At 52.3% G+C, this 19,162-nt stretch carries 23 protein-coding genes; 11 read left to right on the forward strand and 12 right to left on the reverse strand.

Going from position 1 to position 19,162, the window contains the following annotated elements:
* Positions 1–599: 599 nt before the first annotated feature.
* From HVZ52_RS02375 to mtgA, 4 genes are all read left to right on the forward strand, one after another.
* Entirely contained in the window at positions 600–1,529 is a 930-nt protein-coding gene (locus HVZ52_RS02375; RefSeq protein WP_049040958.1) for a TIGR01212 family radical SAM protein, read from the forward strand.
* 167 nt (positions 1,530–1,696) lie between these two features.
* Entirely contained in the window at positions 1,697–4,033 is a 2,337-nt protein-coding gene (gene arcB, locus HVZ52_RS02380; RefSeq protein ID WP_016154693.1) for an aerobic respiration two-component sensor histidine kinase ArcB, read from the forward strand.
* A 229-nt stretch (positions 4,034–4,262) separates the two neighbouring features.
* Positions 4,263–4,916, forward strand: coding sequence for an isoprenoid biosynthesis glyoxalase ElbB (gene elbB, locus HVZ52_RS02385; RefSeq protein ID WP_016154692.1), 654 nt, complete (start codon positions 4,263–4,265; stop codon positions 4,914–4,916).
* Entirely contained in the window at positions 4,913–5,632 is a 720-nt protein-coding gene (gene mtgA, locus HVZ52_RS02390; protein ID WP_181598820.1) for a monofunctional biosynthetic peptidoglycan transglycosylase, read from the forward strand. The genes elbB and mtgA overlap by 4 nt, the downstream gene beginning before the upstream one ends.
* Before the next feature lie 98 nt (positions 5,633–5,730).
* Here the strand turns inward: mtgA and npr are convergent, their stop codons facing one another.
* The 11 genes from npr to HVZ52_RS02445 all read right to left on the reverse strand — a co-directional run bounded on the left by npr (position 5,731) and on the right by HVZ52_RS02445 (position 13,650).
* Positions 5,731–6,003 (reverse strand): PTS phosphocarrier protein NPr, encoded by a 273-nt coding sequence (gene npr, locus HVZ52_RS02395; protein ID WP_003828770.1) that lies wholly within the window; start codon positions 6,001–6,003, stop codon positions 5,731–5,733.
* Complete coding sequence (gene rapZ / locus HVZ52_RS02400; RefSeq protein WP_003025085.1) at positions 6,000–6,854, reverse strand: RNase adapter RapZ; 855 nt, start codon at positions 6,852–6,854, stop codon at positions 6,000–6,002. Before rapZ ends, npr begins: the two co-directional genes overlap by 4 nt.
* A 45-nt stretch (positions 6,855–6,899) precedes the next feature.
* Complete coding sequence (gene ptsN / locus HVZ52_RS02405) at positions 6,900–7,391, reverse strand: PTS IIA-like nitrogen regulatory protein PtsN (protein ID WP_016154690.1); 492 nt, start codon at positions 7,389–7,391, stop codon at positions 6,900–6,902.
* An 83-nt stretch (positions 7,392–7,474) separates the two neighbouring features.
* The gene (hpf, locus tag HVZ52_RS02410) at positions 7,475–7,762 is read right to left on the reverse strand and encodes a ribosome hibernation promoting factor (RefSeq protein WP_003025078.1); all 288 of its coding nucleotides are present in this window, start codon (positions 7,760–7,762) and stop codon (positions 7,475–7,477) included.
* Positions 7,763–7,784: 22 nt separating this feature from the next.
* Positions 7,785–9,218, reverse strand: a complete 1,434-nt coding sequence (gene rpoN / locus HVZ52_RS02415; RefSeq protein WP_016154689.1) for an RNA polymerase factor sigma-54 — start codon at positions 9,216–9,218, stop codon at positions 7,785–7,787.
* A 46-nt stretch (positions 9,219–9,264) separates the two neighbouring features.
* Positions 9,265–9,990, reverse strand: a complete 726-nt coding sequence (gene lptB, locus HVZ52_RS02420; protein ID WP_003025073.1) for an LPS export ABC transporter ATP-binding protein — start codon at positions 9,988–9,990, stop codon at positions 9,265–9,267.
* A 6-nt stretch (positions 9,991–9,996) separates the two neighbouring features.
* A complete protein-coding gene (gene lptA / locus HVZ52_RS02425) occupies positions 9,997–10,545 on the reverse strand; it encodes a lipopolysaccharide ABC transporter substrate-binding protein LptA (RefSeq protein ID WP_016154688.1) in 549 nt (182 codons plus the stop codon).
* Positions 10,514–11,089: an LPS export ABC transporter periplasmic protein LptC gene (gene lptC, locus HVZ52_RS02430; protein WP_047358522.1), complete on the reverse strand. Its 576-nt coding sequence runs from the start codon at positions 11,087–11,089 to the stop codon at positions 10,514–10,516. The genes lptA and lptC overlap by 32 nt, the downstream gene beginning before the upstream one ends.
* Positions 11,086–11,652, reverse strand: a complete 567-nt coding sequence (kdsC, locus tag HVZ52_RS02435) for a 3-deoxy-manno-octulosonate-8-phosphatase KdsC (RefSeq protein WP_047358521.1) — start codon at positions 11,650–11,652, stop codon at positions 11,086–11,088. Before kdsC ends, lptC begins: the two co-directional genes overlap by 4 nt.
* A gap of 20 nt (positions 11,653–11,672) precedes the next feature.
* Entirely contained in the window at positions 11,673–12,659 is a 987-nt protein-coding gene (kdsD, locus tag HVZ52_RS02440; RefSeq protein WP_016154685.1) for an arabinose-5-phosphate isomerase KdsD, read from the reverse strand.
* Positions 12,660–12,672: 13 nt separating this feature from the next.
* Positions 12,673–13,650, reverse strand: coding sequence for a calcium/sodium antiporter (locus tag HVZ52_RS02445; protein WP_181598821.1), 978 nt, complete (start codon positions 13,648–13,650; stop codon positions 12,673–12,675).
* 214 nt (positions 13,651–13,864) lie between these two features.
* On the opposite strand from HVZ52_RS02445, the gene mlaF reads away from it, so the two are divergent.
* The 7 genes from mlaF (at position 13,865) to murA (ending at position 18,713) form a co-directional block, all read left to right on the forward strand.
* Positions 13,865–14,677: a phospholipid ABC transporter ATP-binding protein MlaF gene (mlaF, locus tag HVZ52_RS02450; protein WP_016154683.1), complete on the forward strand. Its 813-nt coding sequence runs from the start codon at positions 13,865–13,867 to the stop codon at positions 14,675–14,677.
* Positions 14,678–14,684: 7 nt separating this feature from the next.
* Entirely contained in the window at positions 14,685–15,467 is a 783-nt protein-coding gene (gene mlaE, locus HVZ52_RS02455) for a lipid asymmetry maintenance ABC transporter permease subunit MlaE (RefSeq protein ID WP_003025053.1), read from the forward strand.
* 4 nt (positions 15,468–15,471) lie between these two features.
* Entirely contained in the window at positions 15,472–16,029 is a 558-nt protein-coding gene (gene mlaD, locus HVZ52_RS02460; protein WP_016154682.1) for an outer membrane lipid asymmetry maintenance protein MlaD, read from the forward strand.
* An 18-nt stretch (positions 16,030–16,047) separates the two neighbouring features.
* Positions 16,048–16,683, forward strand: a complete 636-nt coding sequence (gene mlaC / locus HVZ52_RS02465) for a phospholipid-binding protein MlaC (protein WP_016154681.1) — start codon at positions 16,048–16,050, stop codon at positions 16,681–16,683.
* Complete coding sequence (gene mlaB, locus HVZ52_RS02470) at positions 16,683–16,976, forward strand: lipid asymmetry maintenance protein MlaB (protein WP_016154680.1); 294 nt, start codon at positions 16,683–16,685, stop codon at positions 16,974–16,976. Before mlaC ends, mlaB begins: the two co-directional genes overlap by 1 nt.
* A 169-nt stretch (positions 16,977–17,145) precedes the next feature.
* Positions 17,146–17,400, forward strand: coding sequence for a BolA family iron metabolism protein IbaG (ibaG, locus tag HVZ52_RS02475; RefSeq protein ID WP_003025040.1), 255 nt, complete (start codon positions 17,146–17,148; stop codon positions 17,398–17,400).
* A 53-nt stretch (positions 17,401–17,453) separates the two neighbouring features.
* Positions 17,454–18,713: a UDP-N-acetylglucosamine 1-carboxyvinyltransferase gene (gene murA / locus HVZ52_RS02480; protein ID WP_003839949.1), complete on the forward strand. Its 1,260-nt coding sequence runs from the start codon at positions 17,454–17,456 to the stop codon at positions 18,711–18,713.
* 59 nt (positions 18,714–18,772) lie between these two features.
* Here the strand turns inward: murA and sfsB are convergent, their stop codons facing one another.
* On the reverse strand, positions 18,773–19,057 hold the full coding sequence (gene sfsB / locus HVZ52_RS02485; RefSeq protein WP_016154679.1) for a DNA-binding transcriptional regulator SfsB: 285 nt from the start codon (positions 19,055–19,057) through the stop codon (positions 18,773–18,775).
* Positions 19,058–19,162 lie beyond the last annotated feature (105 nt).

A 19,162-nucleotide genomic window follows, 5' to 3' on the forward strand; every position in this document is an offset into this window, starting at 1 on the left:
TGTCATACGCTTACCTCGCATTCGCCCTCTTTATCCTTTTCGCACAGGTCAAACAAGTTTGAGGACTTGCTTCAGAGGGAATCTCAATTACTGCATAAATATGATGAGCAGACTGCTCATCCAGAAAGCTTCCAGCGGATTTCCAAGTTATCGGGAATCCACACACAGGTCAAATGGCAATCTTATTTATGCAAAAATGTGCTATTGGGCAATTAACTTTATGAAAATATTGAAATAAAAGGGTTTTATACATTGATATAACCTGAGGAGGATGCCCTGGGAAGTGTGATCTGTCTCACTGTAAGAGAGGCCGGATATCTCTCGTCCTCCCTTTGTTTATCGATATACTTGGCATTTTATGCTGGTTTTTAGAGTTTTAGCGTCTTAAAGATACTGTTTTTACGCTGAGAGTATAAGAAGATAAAAAAAACAGCTGGATATAAGGAAAAGTAATTATATTTTGAGTGAATGAAATTTCGATTATTTTGATTTGTTATGCAATAAATAAAGGCTCGCCAGGGCGATTGATCCAGGTCATCGCCGACTGGGGCAAAAAATGGCAGGCTTTGGCCTCTTTTCAAGGCGCGGTCTACCAGATTATGCAGTTACAGAAATTAGTCAATATGTTTGGTGGGGATCTTTCTCGCCGTTATGGGCAAAAGGTTCATAAACTCACGCTGCACGGCGGATTTAGCTGTCCAAACCGTGATGGCACCATCGGACGCGGCGGATGTACTTTCTGTAATGTCGCCTCGTTTGCCGATGAAGCACAGCAGCACCATTCAATTGCCGAGCAGCTTGAGCATCAGGCGCAGTTGGTCAATCGCGCCAGACGCTATCTGGCCTATTTCCAGGCTTATACCAGCACCTTCGCGGAAGTACAGGTGCTGCGTTCGATGTATCAACAGGCGGTCAGCCAGGCCAACATCGTTGGGTTATGCGTTGGGACGCGCCCCGACTGCGTGCCGGATGCGGTACTCGATCTGCTTTGTGAGTATAAAGACCTCGGCTATGAGGTATGGCTGGAGCTCGGTCTGCAAACTGCGCATGACAAAACTCTGCACCGGATTAACCGCGGCCATGATTTTGCCTGCTATCAGAACACCACGCGGCTGGCGCGCGAGCGCGGGCTGAAAGTGTGCTCACACCTGATTGTTGGTCTGCCGGGAGAAGGACAGGCAGACTGTCTGCAAACCATGGAACGAGTGGTGGAGACGGGCGTTGACGGTATTAAGCTGCATCCGCTGCATATTGTGAAAGGCAGTACGATGGCAAAGGCCTGGGAAGCCGGACGGCTGAACGGAATTGAACTGGACGACTACACGGTTACCGCCGGGGAGATGATCCGCCATACGCCGCCAGAGGTGATTTATCATCGAATCTCTGCCAGCGCGCGTCGCCCAATGCTGTTGGCTCCGCTATGGTGTGAAAACCGCTGGACCGGGATGGTCGAACTGGATCGCTATCTCAATGCTCATGGTGTTCAAGGCTCTGCGCTTGGCACTCCGTGGATTCAGCCTGGGAGCTAACTATCCGGCAATCTGCGCCTGCTTGCCTGATGACGCTACGCTTATCAGGCCCACGTTGAATCTCTCCTCGGTCATTTCACCGATAACCTCCGCATTTCTTGCACAATCTTCAACGTCACGCTGAGAATTGAGTATTATTGTGCCAAGTTGTCGTGAAGGAACCCTCTATGAAGCAAATCCGTATGCTGGCGCAATATTACGTCGACCTGATGATGAAATTGGGTCTGGTGCGCTTTTCGCTGTTATTGGCGCTGGCGCTGGTCGTGTTGGCGATTGTGGTGCAGATGGCTGTCACCATGGTGCTGCATGGCCAGGTAGAAAGCATTGATGTTATCCGCTCTATCTTTTTTGGTCTGTTAATTACCCCCTGGGCCGTCTATTTTCTGTCAGTGGTGGTGGAGCAACTGGAAGAGTCCCGGCAACGCTTGTCACGACTGGTACAAAAGCTGGAAGAGATGCGCGAGCGCGATCTCAAGCTCAATGTGCAGTTAAAAGATAATATTGCCCAGCTTAATCAGGAAATTGTTGAGCGCGAAAAAGCCGAAGCGGAGCGCCAGGATACGTTCGAGCAGTTGAAGGTTGAAATCAAAGAGCGCGAAGAAGCGCAGATTCAGCTTGAGCAGCAGTCTTCCTTTTTACGCTCTTTCCTTGATGCCTCGCCGGATCTGGTTTTTTATCGTAATGAAGATAAAGAATTTTCCGGCTGTAACCGTGCCATGGAACTGCTGACCGGCAAGAGCGAAAAGCAGTTGGTGAATTTAAAACCGGCTGATGTTTACTCCCCTGAGGCGGCAGAAAAGGTCATTGAAACCGACGAAAAGGTGTTCCGTCATAACGTCTCGCTCACCTACGAACAGTGGCTGGACTATCCGGACGGGCGCAAAGCCTGCTTTGAAATTCGCAAAGTACCTTACTATGACCGCGTAGGTAAGCGGCATGGTCTGATGGGTTTTGGGCGCGATATTACCGAGCGTAAGCGTTATCAGGATGCGTTAGAGCGCGCCAGCCGCGATAAGACCACCTTCATTTCTACCATCAGCCACGAACTGCGTACTCCGCTTAACGGCATTGTCGGCTTAAGCCGGATCCTGCTGGATACGGATCTGACCGCTGAGCAGGAAAAATACCTGAAAACAATCCACGTCTCTGCCGTGACGCTGGGGAATATTTTCAACGATATTATCGACATGGATAAGATGGAGCGACGTAAAGTTCAGCTCGATAACCAACCGATCGATTTCACCAGCTTTATGGCGGATCTGGAAAACCTCTCTGGCCTGCAGGCGCAGCAAAAAGGGCTGCGTTTTGTGCTTGAGCCGACGTTACCACTACCGCATAAGGTCATTACCGACGGCACGCGTTTGCGCCAGATTCTGTGGAATCTGATCAGCAACGCCGTGAAGTTTACCCAGCAGGGGCAGGTAACCGTGCGGGCGCGCTATGACCAGGGGAATATACTGCATTTCGAGGTTGAAGATTCTGGGATCGGTATTCCGCAGGATGAGCAAGATAAAATCTTCGCCATGTATTATCAGGTGAAGGACAGCAATGGCGGCAAACCGGCAACGGGAACCGGGATTGGACTGGCCGTATCGAAGCGTCTGGCGAAAAACATGGGCGGCGATATTACGGTCTCCAGCCAGGCTGGCAAAGGCTCCATCTTTACGCTGACCGTGCATGCGCCTGCGGTAGCGGAAGAGATTGAAGACGCCTTTGAAGACGACGACATGCCGCTGCCAGCCCTGAATGTGCTGCTGGTGGAAGATATCGAACTGAACGTTATTGTCGCGCGTTCAGTGCTGGAAAAACTGGGCAACAGCGTGGATGTCGCCATGACCGGGAAAGCCGCGCTGGAAATGTTCACGCCGGGCGAATATGACCTGGTGCTGCTGGATATTCAGCTACCGGATATGACCGGTCTGGATATCTCGCGCGAGCTGACGCAAAAATACGCCCGTGAGGACCTGCCGCCGCTGGTTGCGCTTACCGCCAACGTTCTGAAAGATAAAAAAGAGTATCTGGACGCGGGAATGGACGACGTGCTGAGTAAGCCGCTGTCGGTTCCGGCGTTAACCGCCATGATCAAAAAATACTGGGATACCCGAAACAAAGAGGAGAGCACTGTGACATCTGAAGAGAGCAGTAAATCGCAAGCGCTGTTAGATATTCCTATGTTGGAACAATACCTCGAGCTGGTGGGACCGAAGTTAATAACCGACGGACTGGCGGTGTTTGAGAAGATGATGCCGGGATATTTGAGCGTGCTGGAGTCCAATCTGACCGCACGGGATAAAAAAGGCGTTGTTGAGGAAGGCCATAAAATTAAAGGCGCGGCAGGTTCCGTGGGGCTGCGCCACCTGCAACAGTTAGGTCAGCAAATCCAGTCGCCAGACCTTCCAGCCTGGGAAGATAATGTTGCTGAATGGATTGAAGAGATGAAGCAGGAGTGGCAGCACGACGTGGCGGTATTGAAGGCCTGGGTGGCGAGCGTGGAAAAAAAATGACCCCGGCTTGACCGGGGTGCGCGAATACTGCGCCAACACCAGGGAAATCGTGGCTGCGCCGTAAATTATTATCATTGTTTACAAGGGCGCAGCCCTAATTTTCAGGCCGCACGCAGTTAAGATAGCAAATCTTAAATAATTTGTTACATGAATCAGTTAAATGTGTGAAGCGTAGCATTTAAATCATAATAACTAATATGTTTCAGCCAGTTGAGAAAGGAGTATCACGATGAAAAAAGTGGGTGTAGTGCTCAGCGGATGCGGCGTGTATGACGGCGCAGAGATCCATGAAACTGTTCTCACGCTTCTGGCGATTGCCCGCAACGGCGCTCAGGCCGTCTGTTTCGCACCGGATAAACAACAAGCGGATGTGATTAATCATCTGACCGGCGAGCCGATGCAGGAAACGCGTAATGTGCTGATTGAAGCCGCCCGTATAACACGCGGTGATATTCGCCCACTTGCTCAGGCAGTCTCAACGGAACTGGATGCGTTGATCGTGCCAGGCGGGTTTGGCGCGGCCAAAAATCTGAGCAATTTTGCCAGCCAGGGCAGTGAGTGCCGAGTTGATAGCGACTTAGCTGCGCTGGCGGTGGCTATGCATCAGGCGGGTAAGCCGCTGGGATTTATGTGCATTGCGCCTGCCATGTTACCTAAAATTTTTGACTTTCCGCTGCGTCTGACCATCGGTACTGATATTGATACGGCAGAGGTGCTGGAAGAGATGGGCGCAGAACATGTGCCTTGTCCGGTTGATGACATTGTCGTTGATGAAGACAACAAAATCGTCACCACTCCCGCCTATATGCTGGCGCAGGACATTGCTCAGGCCGCGAGTGGTATCGATAAACTGGTATCACGTGTGCTGGTGCTGGCTGAATGAGAAAAGGAGTTACTGCCTTTCTGCGACGTATCTTTCTGCGGGCGGTCGTTGTCCTCGCCGTATTCTGGGGCGGGGGCATCGCACTTTTCAGCGTGATGCCAGTCCCTTTCTCTGCCGTGATGGTCGAGCGGCAACTGAGCGCATGGCTGTCCGGTGATTTCGGTTATGTGGCGCACTCAGACTGGGTGAGCATGGATGAGATCTCACCGTGGATGGGACTGGCGGTGATCGCCGCGGAGGACCAGAAGTTTCCCGAGCACTGGGGATTCGATGTCTCCGCCATAGAGAAAGCGCTGGCGCACAACGAACGTAATGAAAACCGTATTCGCGGGGCGTCGACGTTATCGCAACAGACGGCAAAAAACCTCTTTCTGTGGGATGGACGTAGCTGGGTGCGTAAAGGTCTTGAAGCCGGGCTAACGCTGGGTATGGAAACCGTCTGGACCAAGAAGCGTATTCTGACCGTTTACCTGAATATTGCTGAGTTTGGTGATGGGGTTTTCGGCGTGGAGGCAGCGGCGCAGCGCTATTTCCATAAGCCAGCCAGTCGGCTGAGTCTGTCTGAAGCGGCCTTGCTGGCGGCGGTATTACCCAATCCTTTGCGTTTTAAAGCGAATGCGCCTTCTGGTTATGTACGTAGCCGTCAGGCGTGGATTATGCGCCAAATGCGCCAGCTAGGCGGTGAGTCGTTTATGCGGGAAAATAAGCTGTATTAACGGGTTTATTGCCGGATACGGCGTAAATGCTTTATCCGGCCTACGGGAGTGTGACGTTGCCGTGTAGGCCTGATGAGCGCAGCGCTTCAGGTACTCGACTAATCTTCATCAAATCCTGAATTAAACAGGGCAATCACCGCTGCCAGGGCTTCCACTTCCTGTGGACCCGTGGCTTCAACTTCTATCTGACGCCCTTTGGCGGAATCCAGCATCAGCAGAGCGATAACACTGTTTGCCTCGGCTTCCGTTCCTTCATCATTACGCAGCAAAACTTCTGCTTCAAAACCCTGCATCAATTCAAACAGTTTCATGGCTGGGCGAGCATGCATACCCAGCTTATTCGTGATTTCAACGGTTTGCTTCACGGTCATGATTTACGTTTTTCCAGCGTACGATGGCGTGACTGTACGTTTTTACCGCGTGAGCGGAAGTAGTCTGCCAGCTGCTCTGCAATATACACCGAACGGTGTTTCCCGCCGGTACAGCCGATAGCTACGGTGAGGTAGCTGCGGTTGTTGGTCTCCAGCATGGGTAACCATAGCTCAAGATAGCTGCGAGTCTGGTAGATAAAATTGTGTACTTCTGTGTGCCTGTCAAGGAAGGCGGCAACGGGGCGGTCAAGACCGGTCATCGGGCGCAGCTTCGGATCCCAGTGCGGGTTAGGCAGGAAGCGCACGTCAAAGACGTAATCCGCGTCAATTGGGATACCGTGTTTGAAACCAAAGGATTCGAATACCATCGTCAATTCGCGTTCACGCTTGCCCAGCAGGCGGGTACGCAACATTTCCGCCAGTTCGTGCACGGACATTTCGGAGGTATCCACGATCAGGTCAGCACGAGAGCGCAGCGGCTCCAGCAAATCGCTTTCCTTATCGATAGCGCTCTCCAGAGATAAGTTCTTGCTGGAAAGAGGATGCAGGCGACGCGTGTCGCTGTAGCGGCGAATCAGGGTGTTACGATCGGCGTCAAGGAACAGCAACTGTGGTGAGAAGCCTTCAGGCAGATTGTTCATTGCCTGCTCGAAAATCTCTGGGGACTCAGGCATGTTGCGCACATCAATGCTGACGGCCGCAGAAATCTGGCGATCGGCCAGAGTACGAGCCAGATCGGGCAACAGCACTACGGGAAGGTTATCCACGCAGTAAAAACCCATATCTTCCAGCGCTCGCAGGGCGACAGATTTTCCTGACCCCGAACGACCGCTGACGATCATCAGTACCATGTACTGTTTCTCCTCACAACGACAAAAAAGGATGCCATTGGGTTGTTATGCTTCATCCAGTCCACCTTCGGTGTCCGTGATGATTTGATACAACTCCTGGTCACTCTGTGCTGCGCGCAGGCGGCGGCAGATGGTTTTATCGGCCAGACGTTTGGCGACCAGCGACAACGTATGCAAATGCGTCTTGGTTTGGTCTGCCGGAACCAGCAGGGCGAAAAGCAGATCGACGGGTTGATTATCAATGGCGTCGAAAGCAATTGGCGTTTCAAGTTGCACAAACACGCCAACTGCGCGCATCGTGTCCTCTTCCAGCTTTCCGTGCGGGATAGCAATTCCATTACCGATGCCGGTACTGCCCATTTTTTCACGCGTCAGAATGGCTTCAAATACCACCTGAGAGGGCAAGCTGAGCTGTTTTGCCGCCAGTTCGCTGATGATTTCCAGCGCGCGTTTCTTGCTTTGGCAGTGAACGCCAGCGCGTGTACATTCTTGGTTAAGAACATTGCTCAGTTGTAGAGTCGTATCGTTATTTGTCATAATTTCACCTAAGCGCTAACTGTACAAATGGCCCGTTGTGCTACACAACAGGCCGTCCTGCACCCGCTAACTGCCCGGACAAGTTAGTGCTGTTTCAGTTTATCTTTATGTTTTGTTAACTGCCGAGCCAGTTTATCAATTAAACCGTCAATGGCGGCGTACATATCCTGACCTTCCGCGCTGGCATGAATTTCGCCACCGTTCACATGCAGTGTTGCATCCGAGATATGTGTCACCTTCTCCACTTTCAACACAATATAGACCTGATTAATCCGGTCGAAATATTGTTCTAGCTTGGCGAATTTTGTATTAACAAAATCGCGTAAGGCTTCAGTGATTTCGACGTTGTTTCCAGTGATGTTGAGCTGCATAGTGTCTTCCTTATCGGTTGGGTCAGACCAGCTGTTTGCGCTGGTTCGACGGCGGAATGGATAAAGACTCTCGGTACTTCGCAACAGTGCGGCGTGCCACCATGATACCCTGTTCTGACAGCATAGAGGTTAACTTGCTGTCACTCAGCGGTTTCGCGGGGTTTTCCGCAGCAATTAATTTCTTCACCAGTGCACGTATAGCTGTGGATGAGGCTTCGCCTCCGCCTTCAGTGTTAACGTGACTGGAAAAGAAATACTTCAATTCAAAAATGCCGCGCGGACTGTGCAGATACTTTTGCGTGGTCACTCGGGAAATGGTCGATTCGTGCATCTCGACGGCCTGGGCGATATCCGCCAGCACCATCGGTTTCATAAACTCTTCGCCTTGATCAAAGAAGGCTTGCTGCTGTTCAACGATACAGCGACTGACGCGCAGCAGCGTATCATTGCGACTTTCCAGGCTTTTAATCAGCCACTTTGCATCCTGCAGATTGCTACGAATAAACTGGCTGTCAGCATCGTTGCGCGCGCTGTTGCACATGGCGGCGTAGTGCTGGTTAATCTGCAGCCGTGGAATGCTGTCGCCGTTGAGTTCGACCACCCAGCGATCGTTATGCTTACGCACCAGTACATCCGGAATAACGTATTCTGGCTCCCCGGTCTGGATAGACTGCCCAGGTCTGGGGTCCAGGGACTGAATAAGATTGACGGCTTCTTTCAGCACATCTTCTTTCAGCCGGGTTACGCGCATCAGCGTGCGGAAGTCATGGTTGGCTAACAGATCGAGGTGATCGCTGATGATCAGGCGCGCTTCTTCCAGCCACGGCGTGGCTTTATCAAACTGTGAAAGTTGGATCAATAAGCAGTCGCGGAGATCTTTGGCCGCCACGCCCACGGGATCAAAACGCTGAATGCGTTTAAGCACGGCTTCGATTTCGTCCATGCCGACGTCGTCATCGCCCATGCTTTCGAGAATATCGTCCAGGGTTACGGTGAGATAACCGGTTTCGTCTACCGCATCAACAATGGATGTCGCAATTGCGCGATCGGTATCCGAGAACGGGGTCAGCTCCACTTGCCACATCAGGTAATCCTGCAGTGATTGCGTGGTCTCACCCTGATACACAGGCAGTTCGTCGTCGATGTAATCCCCGCTGGTGCCAGAAGGCGTACCGGCGGTGTAAATTTCATCCCAACTGGCGTCAAGCGGCAGCTCCTCTGGCATCTCTTTTTGTTCGAGAGCATCTGCGGTGTCGAGGGATTCGCTGTCCTGTTTTTCCTGGGTATCAATTTCGTCGTGAAGATCGGTTTGCTCGAGCAGTGGATTACTTTCCAGCGCTTGCTGAAGTTCTTGCTGAAGTTCCAGCGTGGACAGCTGCAACAGACGGATAGCCTGTTGTAGCTGAGGCGTCATCGCCAGTTGTTGGCTAAGCCTGAGTTGCAAACCTTGCTTCATGTTCAGAGTTGTTCTCTCCTGCGGTGACGTGAAGTCTTCTACCCTATCAGAGTCTGAAGTCTTCCCCAAGGTATACGCGTTTAACGTGCTCATCCTGCAGTATTTCTGTTGGCGTGCCATGCGCGATCAGGTGGCCCTGACTCACGATGTAGGCGCGCTCACACACTGCCAGCGTTTCGCGAACGTTATGGTCGGTAATCAGCACCCCAAGCCCGCTGTCGCGCAGATGTTCGATGATCCGTTTGATATCAATAACGGAAATCGGGTCAACACCGGCAAACGGTTCATCCAGCAGGATAAATTTCGGATTCGCGGCCAGTGCGCGGGCGATCTCCACGCGGCGTCGTTCACCACCGGAGAGCGACTGTCCCATGCTGTCACGCAGGTGTTCGATGTGGAACTCTTCCATCAGCTCGTTGGCGCGATCTTCCCGCTGCTCGCTGGTAAGATCGTCACGAATTTGCAGCACCGCCATCAGGTTATCAAACACGCTCAGGCGACGGAAAATAGACGCTTCCTGCGGCAAGTAGCCGATGCCGCGACGCGCGCGCGCATGCAGAGGCAGCAGGCTGATGTCTTCGTCATCAATGATAATGTTGCCCGCATCACGCGGGACAATGCCGACCACCATGTAAAAGGTCGTTGTCTTGCCCGCACCGTTAGGACCGAGCAGACCGACGATCTCCCCGGAGTTGACGGTCAGACTGACATCTTCCACCACACGGCGGCCCTTATAGGCTTTTGCAAGGTTCTTTGCAGTTAATGTTGCCATAACGAATCAGTTACCTTTTTTCTCTGCCGGAGCCTTGTTTTTGTCCTGCAACTGCGACGGTACCAGAACGGTGGTGACGCGTTTGCCTTTATCGCTGAAGGCCTGCATTTTCTGCTCTTTCACCAGATAGGTGATCTTATCGCCCGTGATGTTGCTATCGAGCTGTTCCAGGTAAGCCTTACCGGTGAGAACGACGAAGTCTTTCGCCAGTTCATAATGCATGTGTGAGGCGTGGCCTTTAACCGGTTTACCGTTGTCCTGCATCTGGTAAAAGGTTGCAGGATTACCGTAGCCATCAATGACTTCTTTACCGTCTTCACCGCCAGGGCGGGTTACGACGACTTTATCGGCGTTAATTTTGATGGTGCCCTGAGTCACAATCACGTTGCCAGTAAAGGTCACCACGTTGCCTTGCATATCAAGGGACTGCTGGTCCGACTCAATGTGAATCGGCTGCTCGGTATCGCCGGTGACGGCGAATGCCGGGATGCTGGCGGCCAGAAGTGCGCTGGCAAGCACAAGATTAAGGCTGAGTTTGTTTGTTTTGGATTTCATATGAGGTTCTAACCTTTTCAATCAGCTCGGCGTTCTTGCTGCGTAAGTTGCCGCGCATCTTCAGTCCGCTGGAGTTAAATGTTGTGCCATATAACGTGACGAGATCATCGGAAGTGACGTCTTGTGTCACCAGGTTAATCTGTGCGTTATCGGTCGTCATTCTGCGTAGTTGAGAGTCGGGCACCAGGGCGTTGACCTCAACATGGCCGTACAGATATAGCATCCGATCGTTGGTCAATTTTGCTTTATCAGCCTTGATCGTCCAGGTCGGTACTTTATCCTTATCAAATGTGGTTAATACCGGTTGAGTAAACCACGAAACCGCTTGTTCCGAATAATATTCAACGTTTTGCGCGATCAAGTGATAGCTCAGTGCGCCTTCGGGACTATACACAACGGTATCAGTATGTTCGCTCTTATAGGTTGGCTCGTTGTTATTTACGACGACCTCAGCGGTGTCGTCTTTGTCTGCCAGATTAATACCAATCATCACAAGGACAGCCAGCGACAGTAGAATGATAACCCAACGTCTGGTTTTGCTCATATCGATTGCCCTTTGGCCTCGTCCAGTTTGCCCTGCGCCAGGAGTAATAAATCGCAGACTTCACGTACCGCGCCGCGTCCCCCATCGATGCGGGTGACATAATCGGCCCGCGGGATCAGCAAAGGATGAGCATCCGCCACCGCCACGCTTAATCCCACTTGTGTCATCACCGGCCAGTCGATCAGATCATCGCCAACGTACGCAACATTTTCAGGAGCGATCGCCAGTTTGCTAAGGAGATCGTTAAAGGCGACCAGTTTGTCTGACTGCCCCTGATACAAATGCGTGATCCCCAATGTGGCACAGCGATCTTCTACAAGTTTAGCCTTTCGTCCGGTAATAATGGCAACCTCGATACCGGAAGTGAGCGCACAGCGAATTCCGTAACCATCGCGGACGTTAAAAGCCTTCAGCTCTTCACCGTTGTTGCCCATATAAATCAGACCATCAGACAGTACGCCATCCACATCCAGGATCAGCAAACGGATGTTCTCTGCCCGGGTGATAACGTCTGTGCTGACGGGTCCATAACAGGTCGCAAGCGACGCACCTGCTTTACTCATTTTCTTTATCCTTGAGTTTCTTACACTACACCTGCACGCAGCAGATCATGCATATGTAACACACCAAGTAACCGGTCGCCATCAGCAACCATAACCGAGGTGATATGGCGGGACTGCATTAAGTTCAGGGCATCGACGGCAAGAATGCCCGGACGCACGCGAATGCCGCCAGGGGTCATCACATCGGCAATGCCTAACTGGCGAACATCAACGCCCATATCGAAGACGCGACGTAAATCGCCATCGGTGAAAATACCGTCAATCTTCATGTCATCATCGCAAATGACGGTCATGCCGAGATTTTTACGCGTGATCTCAAGTAAGGCGTCACGCAGGCTGGCGCTTTTAGTCACATGCGGGATCTCATCGCCCGTATGCATAATATCGTTAACGCGCAGTAAAAGCTTACGGCCTAGTGCGCCACCGGGATGAGATAACGCAAAATCTTCCGCGGTAAAGCCACGCGCTTTTAATAATGCCACGGCTAGCGCATCGCCCATCACCAGCGTTGCGGTCGTGCTGCTGGTCGGCGCCAGGCCTAACGGGCAAGCTTCCTTAGGCACTTTAACACACAGATGCACATCTGCCGCACGCGCCATGCTGCTTTCCGGACGACCGGTCATGCAGATAAGCGGTACATGAAGACGTTTTAACACCGGGATTAACGCCGCTATCTCATTGGATTCACCGGAGTTAGAGATGGCGATGACTACATCCTGCGGCGAGACCATGCCCAGATCGCCATGTGCGGCTTCGCCTGGATGCACGAAAAATGAGGGGGTGCCGGTGCTGGCAAATGTTGCTGCCATTTTCCGCCCGATATGTCCAGATTTCCCCATCCCCATCACTACAACTTTGCCCGGGCAGCTGAATATTTTCTCGCAGGCGAGAGTAAAATTTTGGTTGATGTACTGATCAAGCTCCGCCAGGCCTTCACGTTCAATTGCCAGGACTTCCTTGCCTGCTTGCTGAAAGTCAAAACCCGGTTGCAACTCTAAGTGCGACATAATGCGTTTCCAGTTATCCAACGAGAAGTGGCGATAACCAATACAGCATCGCCAGCCATATGATAAAACCGCCGGTCAGCAGCACACCCGCGCCGCGACCAATCTGGCGCGGACGTCGCCAGCAGAGTAGTGCAAAAATTACGCTCACCAGCAGCATGACGCTATAGTCACGGGTGAAGGCCATCGGATTGACTTCCCCCGGCGTAATCAGCGCCGGCAGTCCGAGGACGATAACAATATTAAAAATGTTCGCGCCGATGATGTTGCCGACGGCAATATCGTTTTCACCTTTACGCAGACCCGCAATTGCCGTTGCCAGCTCCGGCAGGCTGGTACCAATGGCGACAACCGTCAGCCCGATGGTGAGTTCGCTCATGGCGAAGTAGTTCGCCAGTACGGTTGCGTTATCTACCACCATACGCGTTGCCATTGGCATAATAATTAGCGCAATACCCAACCACAAAAACGCGACCGGTAACCCGCCTTCGCGCGGCAGTTCCGCGATTTGCTCGCGGGTCAGGCTGTCGTTACCTTGTCGCTCAGCCAGACGGGCGATTTTAACAATGAATAACAGCCATAGCACGGCCAGAAGCAGAAGAAAGAAACCATCGCTGCGACTCAATTGCCCGTCATACAGGACCGATGCGGCTAAGATGCTTACCAGCAACATTAGCGGTAATTCACGACGCAGAACATCAGAATGCACGGTAAAAGGATGAATCAGCGCCGACAGGCCTAAAATAAGCAGAATGTTGGTAATGTTAGAGCCGATGGCGGTACCGACGGCTAAATCAAGCTGCCCGTTCATCGATGCGGCAACGGAGACAATTATCTCGGGTAACGATGTACCAATGCTGACCACGGTCATCCCGATGATAATGGGGGGAATACCGAAGTTTCGACATAAAATGGATGCGGCAAATACCAGTCGGTCGGCACCGTAGACCACCAGAAGTAAACCAATTATTAACAGCGCCGTCGCTAAAAGCATCTAAAGTCCTTTCTTCAGGTATACTCGCCGGTCCACTTGAAGGATTTCTGGAAGCCGTCACGAATTCTTAATTTTGACTTTATGCGGCTAAAAAGTAAAACAAATGCCAGCTTTCGCTAACCAGGACAGGTAATAATCTGTAAATATGTTGGGTTCAGGGCTAAATTGAGCGCCAAACTCTTCGATCAACGAGGCAATAGTAAAGGATGAATCAATGGGTCAGTCTGTGGCGAATCTAATCGATATGCGCGATGTCAGCTTTTCCCGAGGCGACCGCTGCATCTTTGATAATATTTCCCTGACGGTGCCGCGTGGTAAGGTGACGGCGATCATGGGGCCATCAGGCATCGGCAAAACGACGCTGTTGCGTCTGATCGGCGGACAAATCTCCCCCGATAAGGGCGAGATCCTGTTTGACGGCGAAAATGTCCCGGCCATGTCCCGTTCGCGTTTATTTACCGTGCGTAAGCGCATGAGCATGCTATTCCAGTCTGGTGCGCTGTTTACTGATATGAATGTGTTTGACAACGTTGCATACCCGTTGCGCGAGCATACAACGCTGCCTGCGCCGCTGCTGAAAAGCACGGTAATGATGAAGCTCGAGGCCGTTGGCCTGCGGGGCGCGGCAAAATTAATGCCTTCTGAATTATCCGGTGGGATGGCGCGTCGTGCCGCGTTAGCACGTGCTATCGCGCTGGAGCCAGACCTTATTATGTTTGATGAGCCGTTCGTCGGCCAGGATCCCATCACCATGGGCGTGCTGGTGAAGCTGATTTCTGAACTGAACAGCGCGCTGGGCGTCACCTGCGTGGTGGTTTCCCATGATGTGCCAGAAGTGCTGAGTATTGCGGATTACGCCTATATTATGGCGGACAAAAAAATAGTGGCCTACGGTAGTGCTCAGGCGCTGCAAGAAAATGCCGATCCGCGTGTGCGTCAGTTCCTCGATGGCATTGCCGATGGACCGGTTCCGTTCCGTTACCCGGCGGGCGACTACCACATCGATTTACTCAAAACAGGGAGTTAAGCCACCCATGTTGTTAAATGCGCTGGCATCACTCGGACATCGGGGAATAAAAACCCTCAGGACGTTCGGGCGAGCCGGATTAATGTTGTTCAATGCAGTTGTCGGCAAGCCGGAGTTTCGCAAACATGCGCCGCTGCTGATACGCCAGCTCTATAATGTCGGTGTCTTATCGATGCTGATCATTATTGTTTCTGGCGTGTTCATCGGCATGGTGCTGGGGTTGCAGGGATACCTGGTGCTGACGACCTACAGTGCGGAAACCAGCCTCGGTATGCTGGTGGCGCTGTCATTGCTACGTGAGCTGGGGCCGGTGGTTGCGGCGCTATTGTTTGCCGGGCGGGCCGGATCGGCCTTAACCGCAGAGATTGGCCTGATGCGGGCGACCGAGCAGCTTTCCAGCCTGGAAATGATGGCCGTCGATCCACTGCGCCGAGTGATCTCCCCACGTTTTTGGGCCGGTGTCATTTCATTGCCGCTGCTGACGATTATATTTGTCGCGGTGGGGATCTGGGGTGGGTCGTTGGTTGGCGTAAGCTGGAAAGGTATTGATGCAGGCTTTTTCTGGTCGGCTATGCAAAATGCCGTCGACTGGCGTCTGGATCTGGTCAACTGTCTGATTAAGAGCGTGGTGTTTGCCATTACGGTCACCTGGATTGCATTGTTCAATGGTTATGATGCTATCCCGACCTCTGCCGGGATTAGCCGGGCAACGACACGCACCGTAGTGCACGCCTCTCTTGCCGTTCTGGGGCTGGATTTTGTGCTGACCGCACTGATGTTTGGGAATTGAGTTCATGCAAACGAAAAAAAATGAAATTTGGGTCGGGTTATTCCTGCTGGTTGCGCTGCTGGCCGCGCTGTTTGTCTGCCTGAAGGCGGCGAACGTCACCTCAATGCGTACTGAACCGACTTATACGATTTATGCGACCTTTGATAATATCGGCGGTCTGAGAGAGCGCTCTCCGGTGCGGATTGGCGGGGTCGTGGTAGGACGCGTATCGGACATCTCGTTAGATCAGAAAACGTACCTGCCGCGCGTGACGCTGGAAATTGAATCGCGTTTTAACCATATTCCTGACACCAGTTCTCTGAGCATCCGTACTTCCGGTCTGTTGGGCGAACAGTATCTGGCATTGAACGTAGGTTTTGAAGATCCTGAGCTGGGAACGTCTATCCTCAAAGATGGCGGTACGATTCAGGACACGAAATCTGCGATGGTGCTGGAAGATATGATTGGTCAGTTCCTTTACAACAGCAACAGTAAAGGTGATGACAATAAGAATTCTGGCGATGCGCCAGCCGCAACTGAAGGCAATAATGAAGCCACTACGCCTGCGGGCGCAACGAAATAATCTCAGGAGAATCGACGTATGTTTAAACGATTGATGATGGTGGCTATGCTGGTGATTGCTCCACTTAGCGCGGCAACCGCAGCGGACCAGACGAACCCGTACAAACTGATGGATGAGGCGGCGCAGAAGACGTTTGACCGTCTGAAGAACGAGCAACCTAAAATCCGTTCCAACCCGGATTACCTGCGTCAGGTGGTCGATCAGGAACTGCTGCCTTACGTGCAAGTTAAGTATGCAGGCGCACTGGTACTGGGCCGCTACTACAAAGATGCGACACCGGCTCAGCGTGACGCCTATTTCGCCGCATTCCGTGAATATCTGAAGCAGGCTTACGGTCAGGCGCTGGCGATGTACCACGGCCAGACCTATCAGATTGCCCCTGAGCAGCCGCTGGGTGATGCGACCATCGTGCCTATCCGCGTAACCATCATCGATCCAAACGGTCGTCCTCCGGTACGTCTGGATTTCCAGTGGCGTAAAAATTCCCAGACGGGTAACTGGCAGGCGTATGACATGATTGCTGAAGGCGTAAGTATGATCACCACCAAACAGAATGAGTGGAGCGACCTGCTGCGTACGAAAGGTATTGATGGCCTGACGGCACAGCTGAAATCTATTTCTCAGCAGAAAATCACGCTGGAAGAGAAAAAATAATGACGCAGTCACTCACCTGGATGCGTGAAGGCGACAAGCTGGTGCTGGTGGGAGAGCTGGATCAGGACGTGTTAAACCCATTATGGGATGCGCGAGTTGAGGCGATGAAAGGGGTATCCTGCATCGACCTGAACCAGATTTCCCGGGTGGATACCGGTGGTCTGGCATTACTGCTGCACCTGATTAATGAGGGCAAGCAGCAGGGGAACAGCGTTTCGCTCGCTGGCGTTAACGATAAAGTGTACACGCTGGCGCAGCTTTACAATTTGCCTGACGACGTTCTTCCGCGTTAATTTTTGTAAGCCGGATAAGGTCTTGTGCCGCCATCCGGCAAATCCTCTGCGGGGGATCTGCCACTAAAGCCTTGTCTGATTTATCAGCGGGGCTTTTTGCTTATTTATGACAGCGCCACTTTGCTCTAAGATGTTGGGCTGTTTTCACTATCTGACGAATGAAGAGCCCATGGAAAATAATGAAATTCAGAGCGTGCTGATGAATGCACTCTCCCTCCAGGAAGTCCACGTTTCTGGCGACGGCAGTCACTTTCAGGTTATTGCCGTGGGTGAGATGTTTGAAGGCATGAGCCGGGTCAAGAAACAGCAATCGGTCTATGGCCCGTTGATGGAGTACATTGCGGACAACCGCATTCATGCCGTGTCGATTAAGGCGTTTACTCCAGCGGAATGGGCGCGCGATCGCAAACTTAACGGTTTTTGAGCTACGGGTGATATGCCGGTAGCGAAGATAAATTCTTAACAGAGAACAGAATAATGGATAAATTTCGTGTTCAGGGGCCAACCAAGCTCCAGGGCGAAGTCACAATTTCAGGCGCTAAAAACGCCGCGCTGCCGATCCTGTTTGCGGCGCTGCTGGCTGAAGAACCTGTAGAGATCCAGAACGTCCCGAAACTGAAGGATGTTGACACCTCAATGAAGCTGCTGAGCCAGTTGGGGGCGAAAGTTGAGCGTAATGGTTCTGTGCACATTGATGCACGTGACGTGAACGTCTTCTGTGCGCCGTACGATCTGGTCAAAACCATGCGTGCATCCATCTGGGCGCTTGGGCCGCTGGTTGCCCGCTTTGGCCAGGGCCAGGTTTCACTGCCGGGCGGCTGCACCATCGGCGCGCGTCCGGTTGACCTGCACATTACTGGTCTGGAGCAGTTAGGCGCGACTATTAAGCTTGAAGAAGGCTATGTGAAAGCGTCAGTTGATGGCCGCCTGAAAGGCGCACATATCGTCATGGACAAAGTGAGCGTCGGCGCGACGGTCACTATCATGTGCGCAGCAACGCTTGCCGAAGGCACTACCATCATCGAAAACGCCGCGCGTGAACCGGAGATCGTGGATACCGCGAACTTCCTGATTGCGCTGGGCGCAAAAATCACAGGCCAGGGTACCGATCGTATTACCATCGAAGGCGTTGAGCGCCTCGGCGGCGGTGTGTATCGCGTTCTGCCTGACCGCATCGAAACCGGTACTTTCCTGGTCGCAGCGGCAATTTCTCGCGGCAAAATTATCTGCCGCAATGCACAACCTGACACGCTGGATGCCGTTCTGGCGAAGCTGCGTGATGCGGGAGCGGATATCGAAGTTGGTGACGACTGGATCAGCCTGGATATGCACGGTAAACGTCCGAAAGCGGTCAATGTGCGCACGGCACCGCACCCGGCGTTCCCTACCGATATGCAGGCCCAGTTCACGTTGCTGAACCTGGTGGCAGAAGGGACGGGTTTCATCACGGAAACCGTGTTTGAGAACCGCTTTATGCACGTGCCTGAGCTGAGCCGTATGGGCGCTCACGCAGAAATCGAAAGCAATACCGTGATTTGCCACGGCGTGGAAACGCTCTCCGGCGCACAGGTTATGGCGACCGATCTGCGCGCATCTGCAAGCCTCGTGCTGGCAGGGTGTATTGCTGAAGGTACGACGGTAGTCGATCGTATTTATCACATCGATCGCGGCTATGAGCGCATCGAAGATAAACTGCGCGCGCTGGGCGCAAACATTGAGCGCGTGAAAGGCGAGTAATCGTCTACGTCTCTTGTAACCCCCAGTTCTGTGAACCGGGGGTTACTACTCATCAGTGTTCATTCAGGATTCTGTTTCTCTTTGCGTCCCCTCATCATCCGCGTTCTGTCGATAAACTCATGTGTTTTTGCATCGTGATAGCGTGACGGCCAAATCACCCACGGGTCGGTTCCCAACGATCGGGCGATAATCAACTCACCTTTTGGCCATGGGCGTGTTAACGCATTGGCCAGCGTTGATGAGCTTAATCCATTTTTACGTGATTCAGCGGCCATTGAGGTCCCTTTCTTGCGCAGTCCGGCGATGATATCGGCCGGATGCCAGTCAATCAGCTTGTTTTCCATAAACTCATCTCTCCTTTGGTTATCGACTTATGGTTCCACGATCGGTTGTGGAGATACTATAACGCCCGGAGAACGAATGTTCTAAAATGTTCATGTAAAGTGTGA

This window comes from Citrobacter sp. RHB36-C18 (genome assembly GCF_013814485.1).
GTDB classification, from domain to species: Bacteria; Pseudomonadota; Gammaproteobacteria; order Enterobacterales; family Enterobacteriaceae; genus Citrobacter; species Citrobacter braakii.

Excerpts from the sequence above, each read along its gene's own strand:
- HVZ52_RS02375 (WP_049040958.1), top strand. The coding sequence starts at position 600 with ATGCAGTTACAGAAATTAGTCAATATGTTTGGTGGGGATCTTTCTCGC.
- arcB (WP_016154693.1), top strand. The coding sequence starts at position 1,697 with ATGAAGCAAATCCGTATGCTGGCGCAATATTACGTCGACCTGATGATG.
- elbB (WP_016154692.1), top strand. The coding sequence starts at position 4,263 with ATGAAAAAAGTGGGTGTAGTGCTCAGCGGATGCGGCGTGTATGACGGC.
- mtgA (WP_181598820.1), top strand. The coding sequence starts at position 4,913 with ATGAGAAAAGGAGTTACTGCCTTTCTGCGACGTATCTTTCTGCGGGCG.
- npr (WP_003828770.1), bottom strand. The coding sequence starts at position 6,003 with ATGACCGTGAAGCAAACCGTTGAAATCACGAATAAGCTGGGTATGCAT.
- rapZ (WP_003025085.1), bottom strand. The coding sequence starts at position 6,854 with ATGGTACTGATGATCGTCAGCGGTCGTTCGGGGTCAGGAAAATCTGTC.
- ptsN (WP_016154690.1), bottom strand. The coding sequence starts at position 7,391 with ATGACAAATAACGATACGACTCTACAACTGAGCAATGTTCTTAACCAA.
- hpf (WP_003025078.1), bottom strand. The coding sequence starts at position 7,762 with ATGCAGCTCAACATCACTGGAAACAACGTCGAAATCACTGAAGCCTTA.
- rpoN (WP_016154689.1), bottom strand. The coding sequence starts at position 9,218 with ATGAAGCAAGGTTTGCAACTCAGGCTTAGCCAACAACTGGCGATGACG.
- lptB (WP_003025073.1), bottom strand. The coding sequence starts at position 9,990 with ATGGCAACATTAACTGCAAAGAACCTTGCAAAAGCCTATAAGGGCCGC.
- lptA (WP_016154688.1), bottom strand. The coding sequence starts at position 10,545 with ATGAAATCCAAAACAAACAAACTCAGCCTTAATCTTGTGCTTGCCAGC.
- lptC (WP_047358522.1), bottom strand. The coding sequence starts at position 11,089 with ATGAGCAAAACCAGACGTTGGGTTATCATTCTACTGTCGCTGGCTGTC.
- kdsC (WP_047358521.1), bottom strand. The coding sequence starts at position 11,652 with ATGAGTAAAGCAGGTGCGTCGCTTGCGACCTGTTATGGACCCGTCAGC.
- kdsD (WP_016154685.1), bottom strand. The coding sequence starts at position 12,659 with ATGTCGCACTTAGAGTTGCAACCGGGTTTTGACTTTCAGCAAGCAGGC.
- HVZ52_RS02445 (WP_181598821.1), bottom strand. The coding sequence starts at position 13,650 with ATGCTTTTAGCGACGGCGCTGTTAATAATTGGTTTACTTCTGGTGGTC.
- mlaF (WP_016154683.1), top strand. The coding sequence starts at position 13,865 with ATGGGTCAGTCTGTGGCGAATCTAATCGATATGCGCGATGTCAGCTTT.
- mlaE (WP_003025053.1), top strand. The coding sequence starts at position 14,685 with ATGTTGTTAAATGCGCTGGCATCACTCGGACATCGGGGAATAAAAACC.
- mlaD (WP_016154682.1), top strand. The coding sequence starts at position 15,472 with ATGCAAACGAAAAAAAATGAAATTTGGGTCGGGTTATTCCTGCTGGTT.
- mlaC (WP_016154681.1), top strand. The coding sequence starts at position 16,048 with ATGTTTAAACGATTGATGATGGTGGCTATGCTGGTGATTGCTCCACTT.
- mlaB (WP_016154680.1), top strand. The coding sequence starts at position 16,683 with ATGACGCAGTCACTCACCTGGATGCGTGAAGGCGACAAGCTGGTGCTG.
- ibaG (WP_003025040.1), top strand. The coding sequence starts at position 17,146 with ATGGAAAATAATGAAATTCAGAGCGTGCTGATGAATGCACTCTCCCTC.
- murA (WP_003839949.1), top strand. The coding sequence starts at position 17,454 with ATGGATAAATTTCGTGTTCAGGGGCCAACCAAGCTCCAGGGCGAAGTC.
- sfsB (WP_016154679.1), bottom strand. The coding sequence starts at position 19,057 with ATGGAAAACAAGCTGATTGACTGGCATCCGGCCGATATCATCGCCGGA.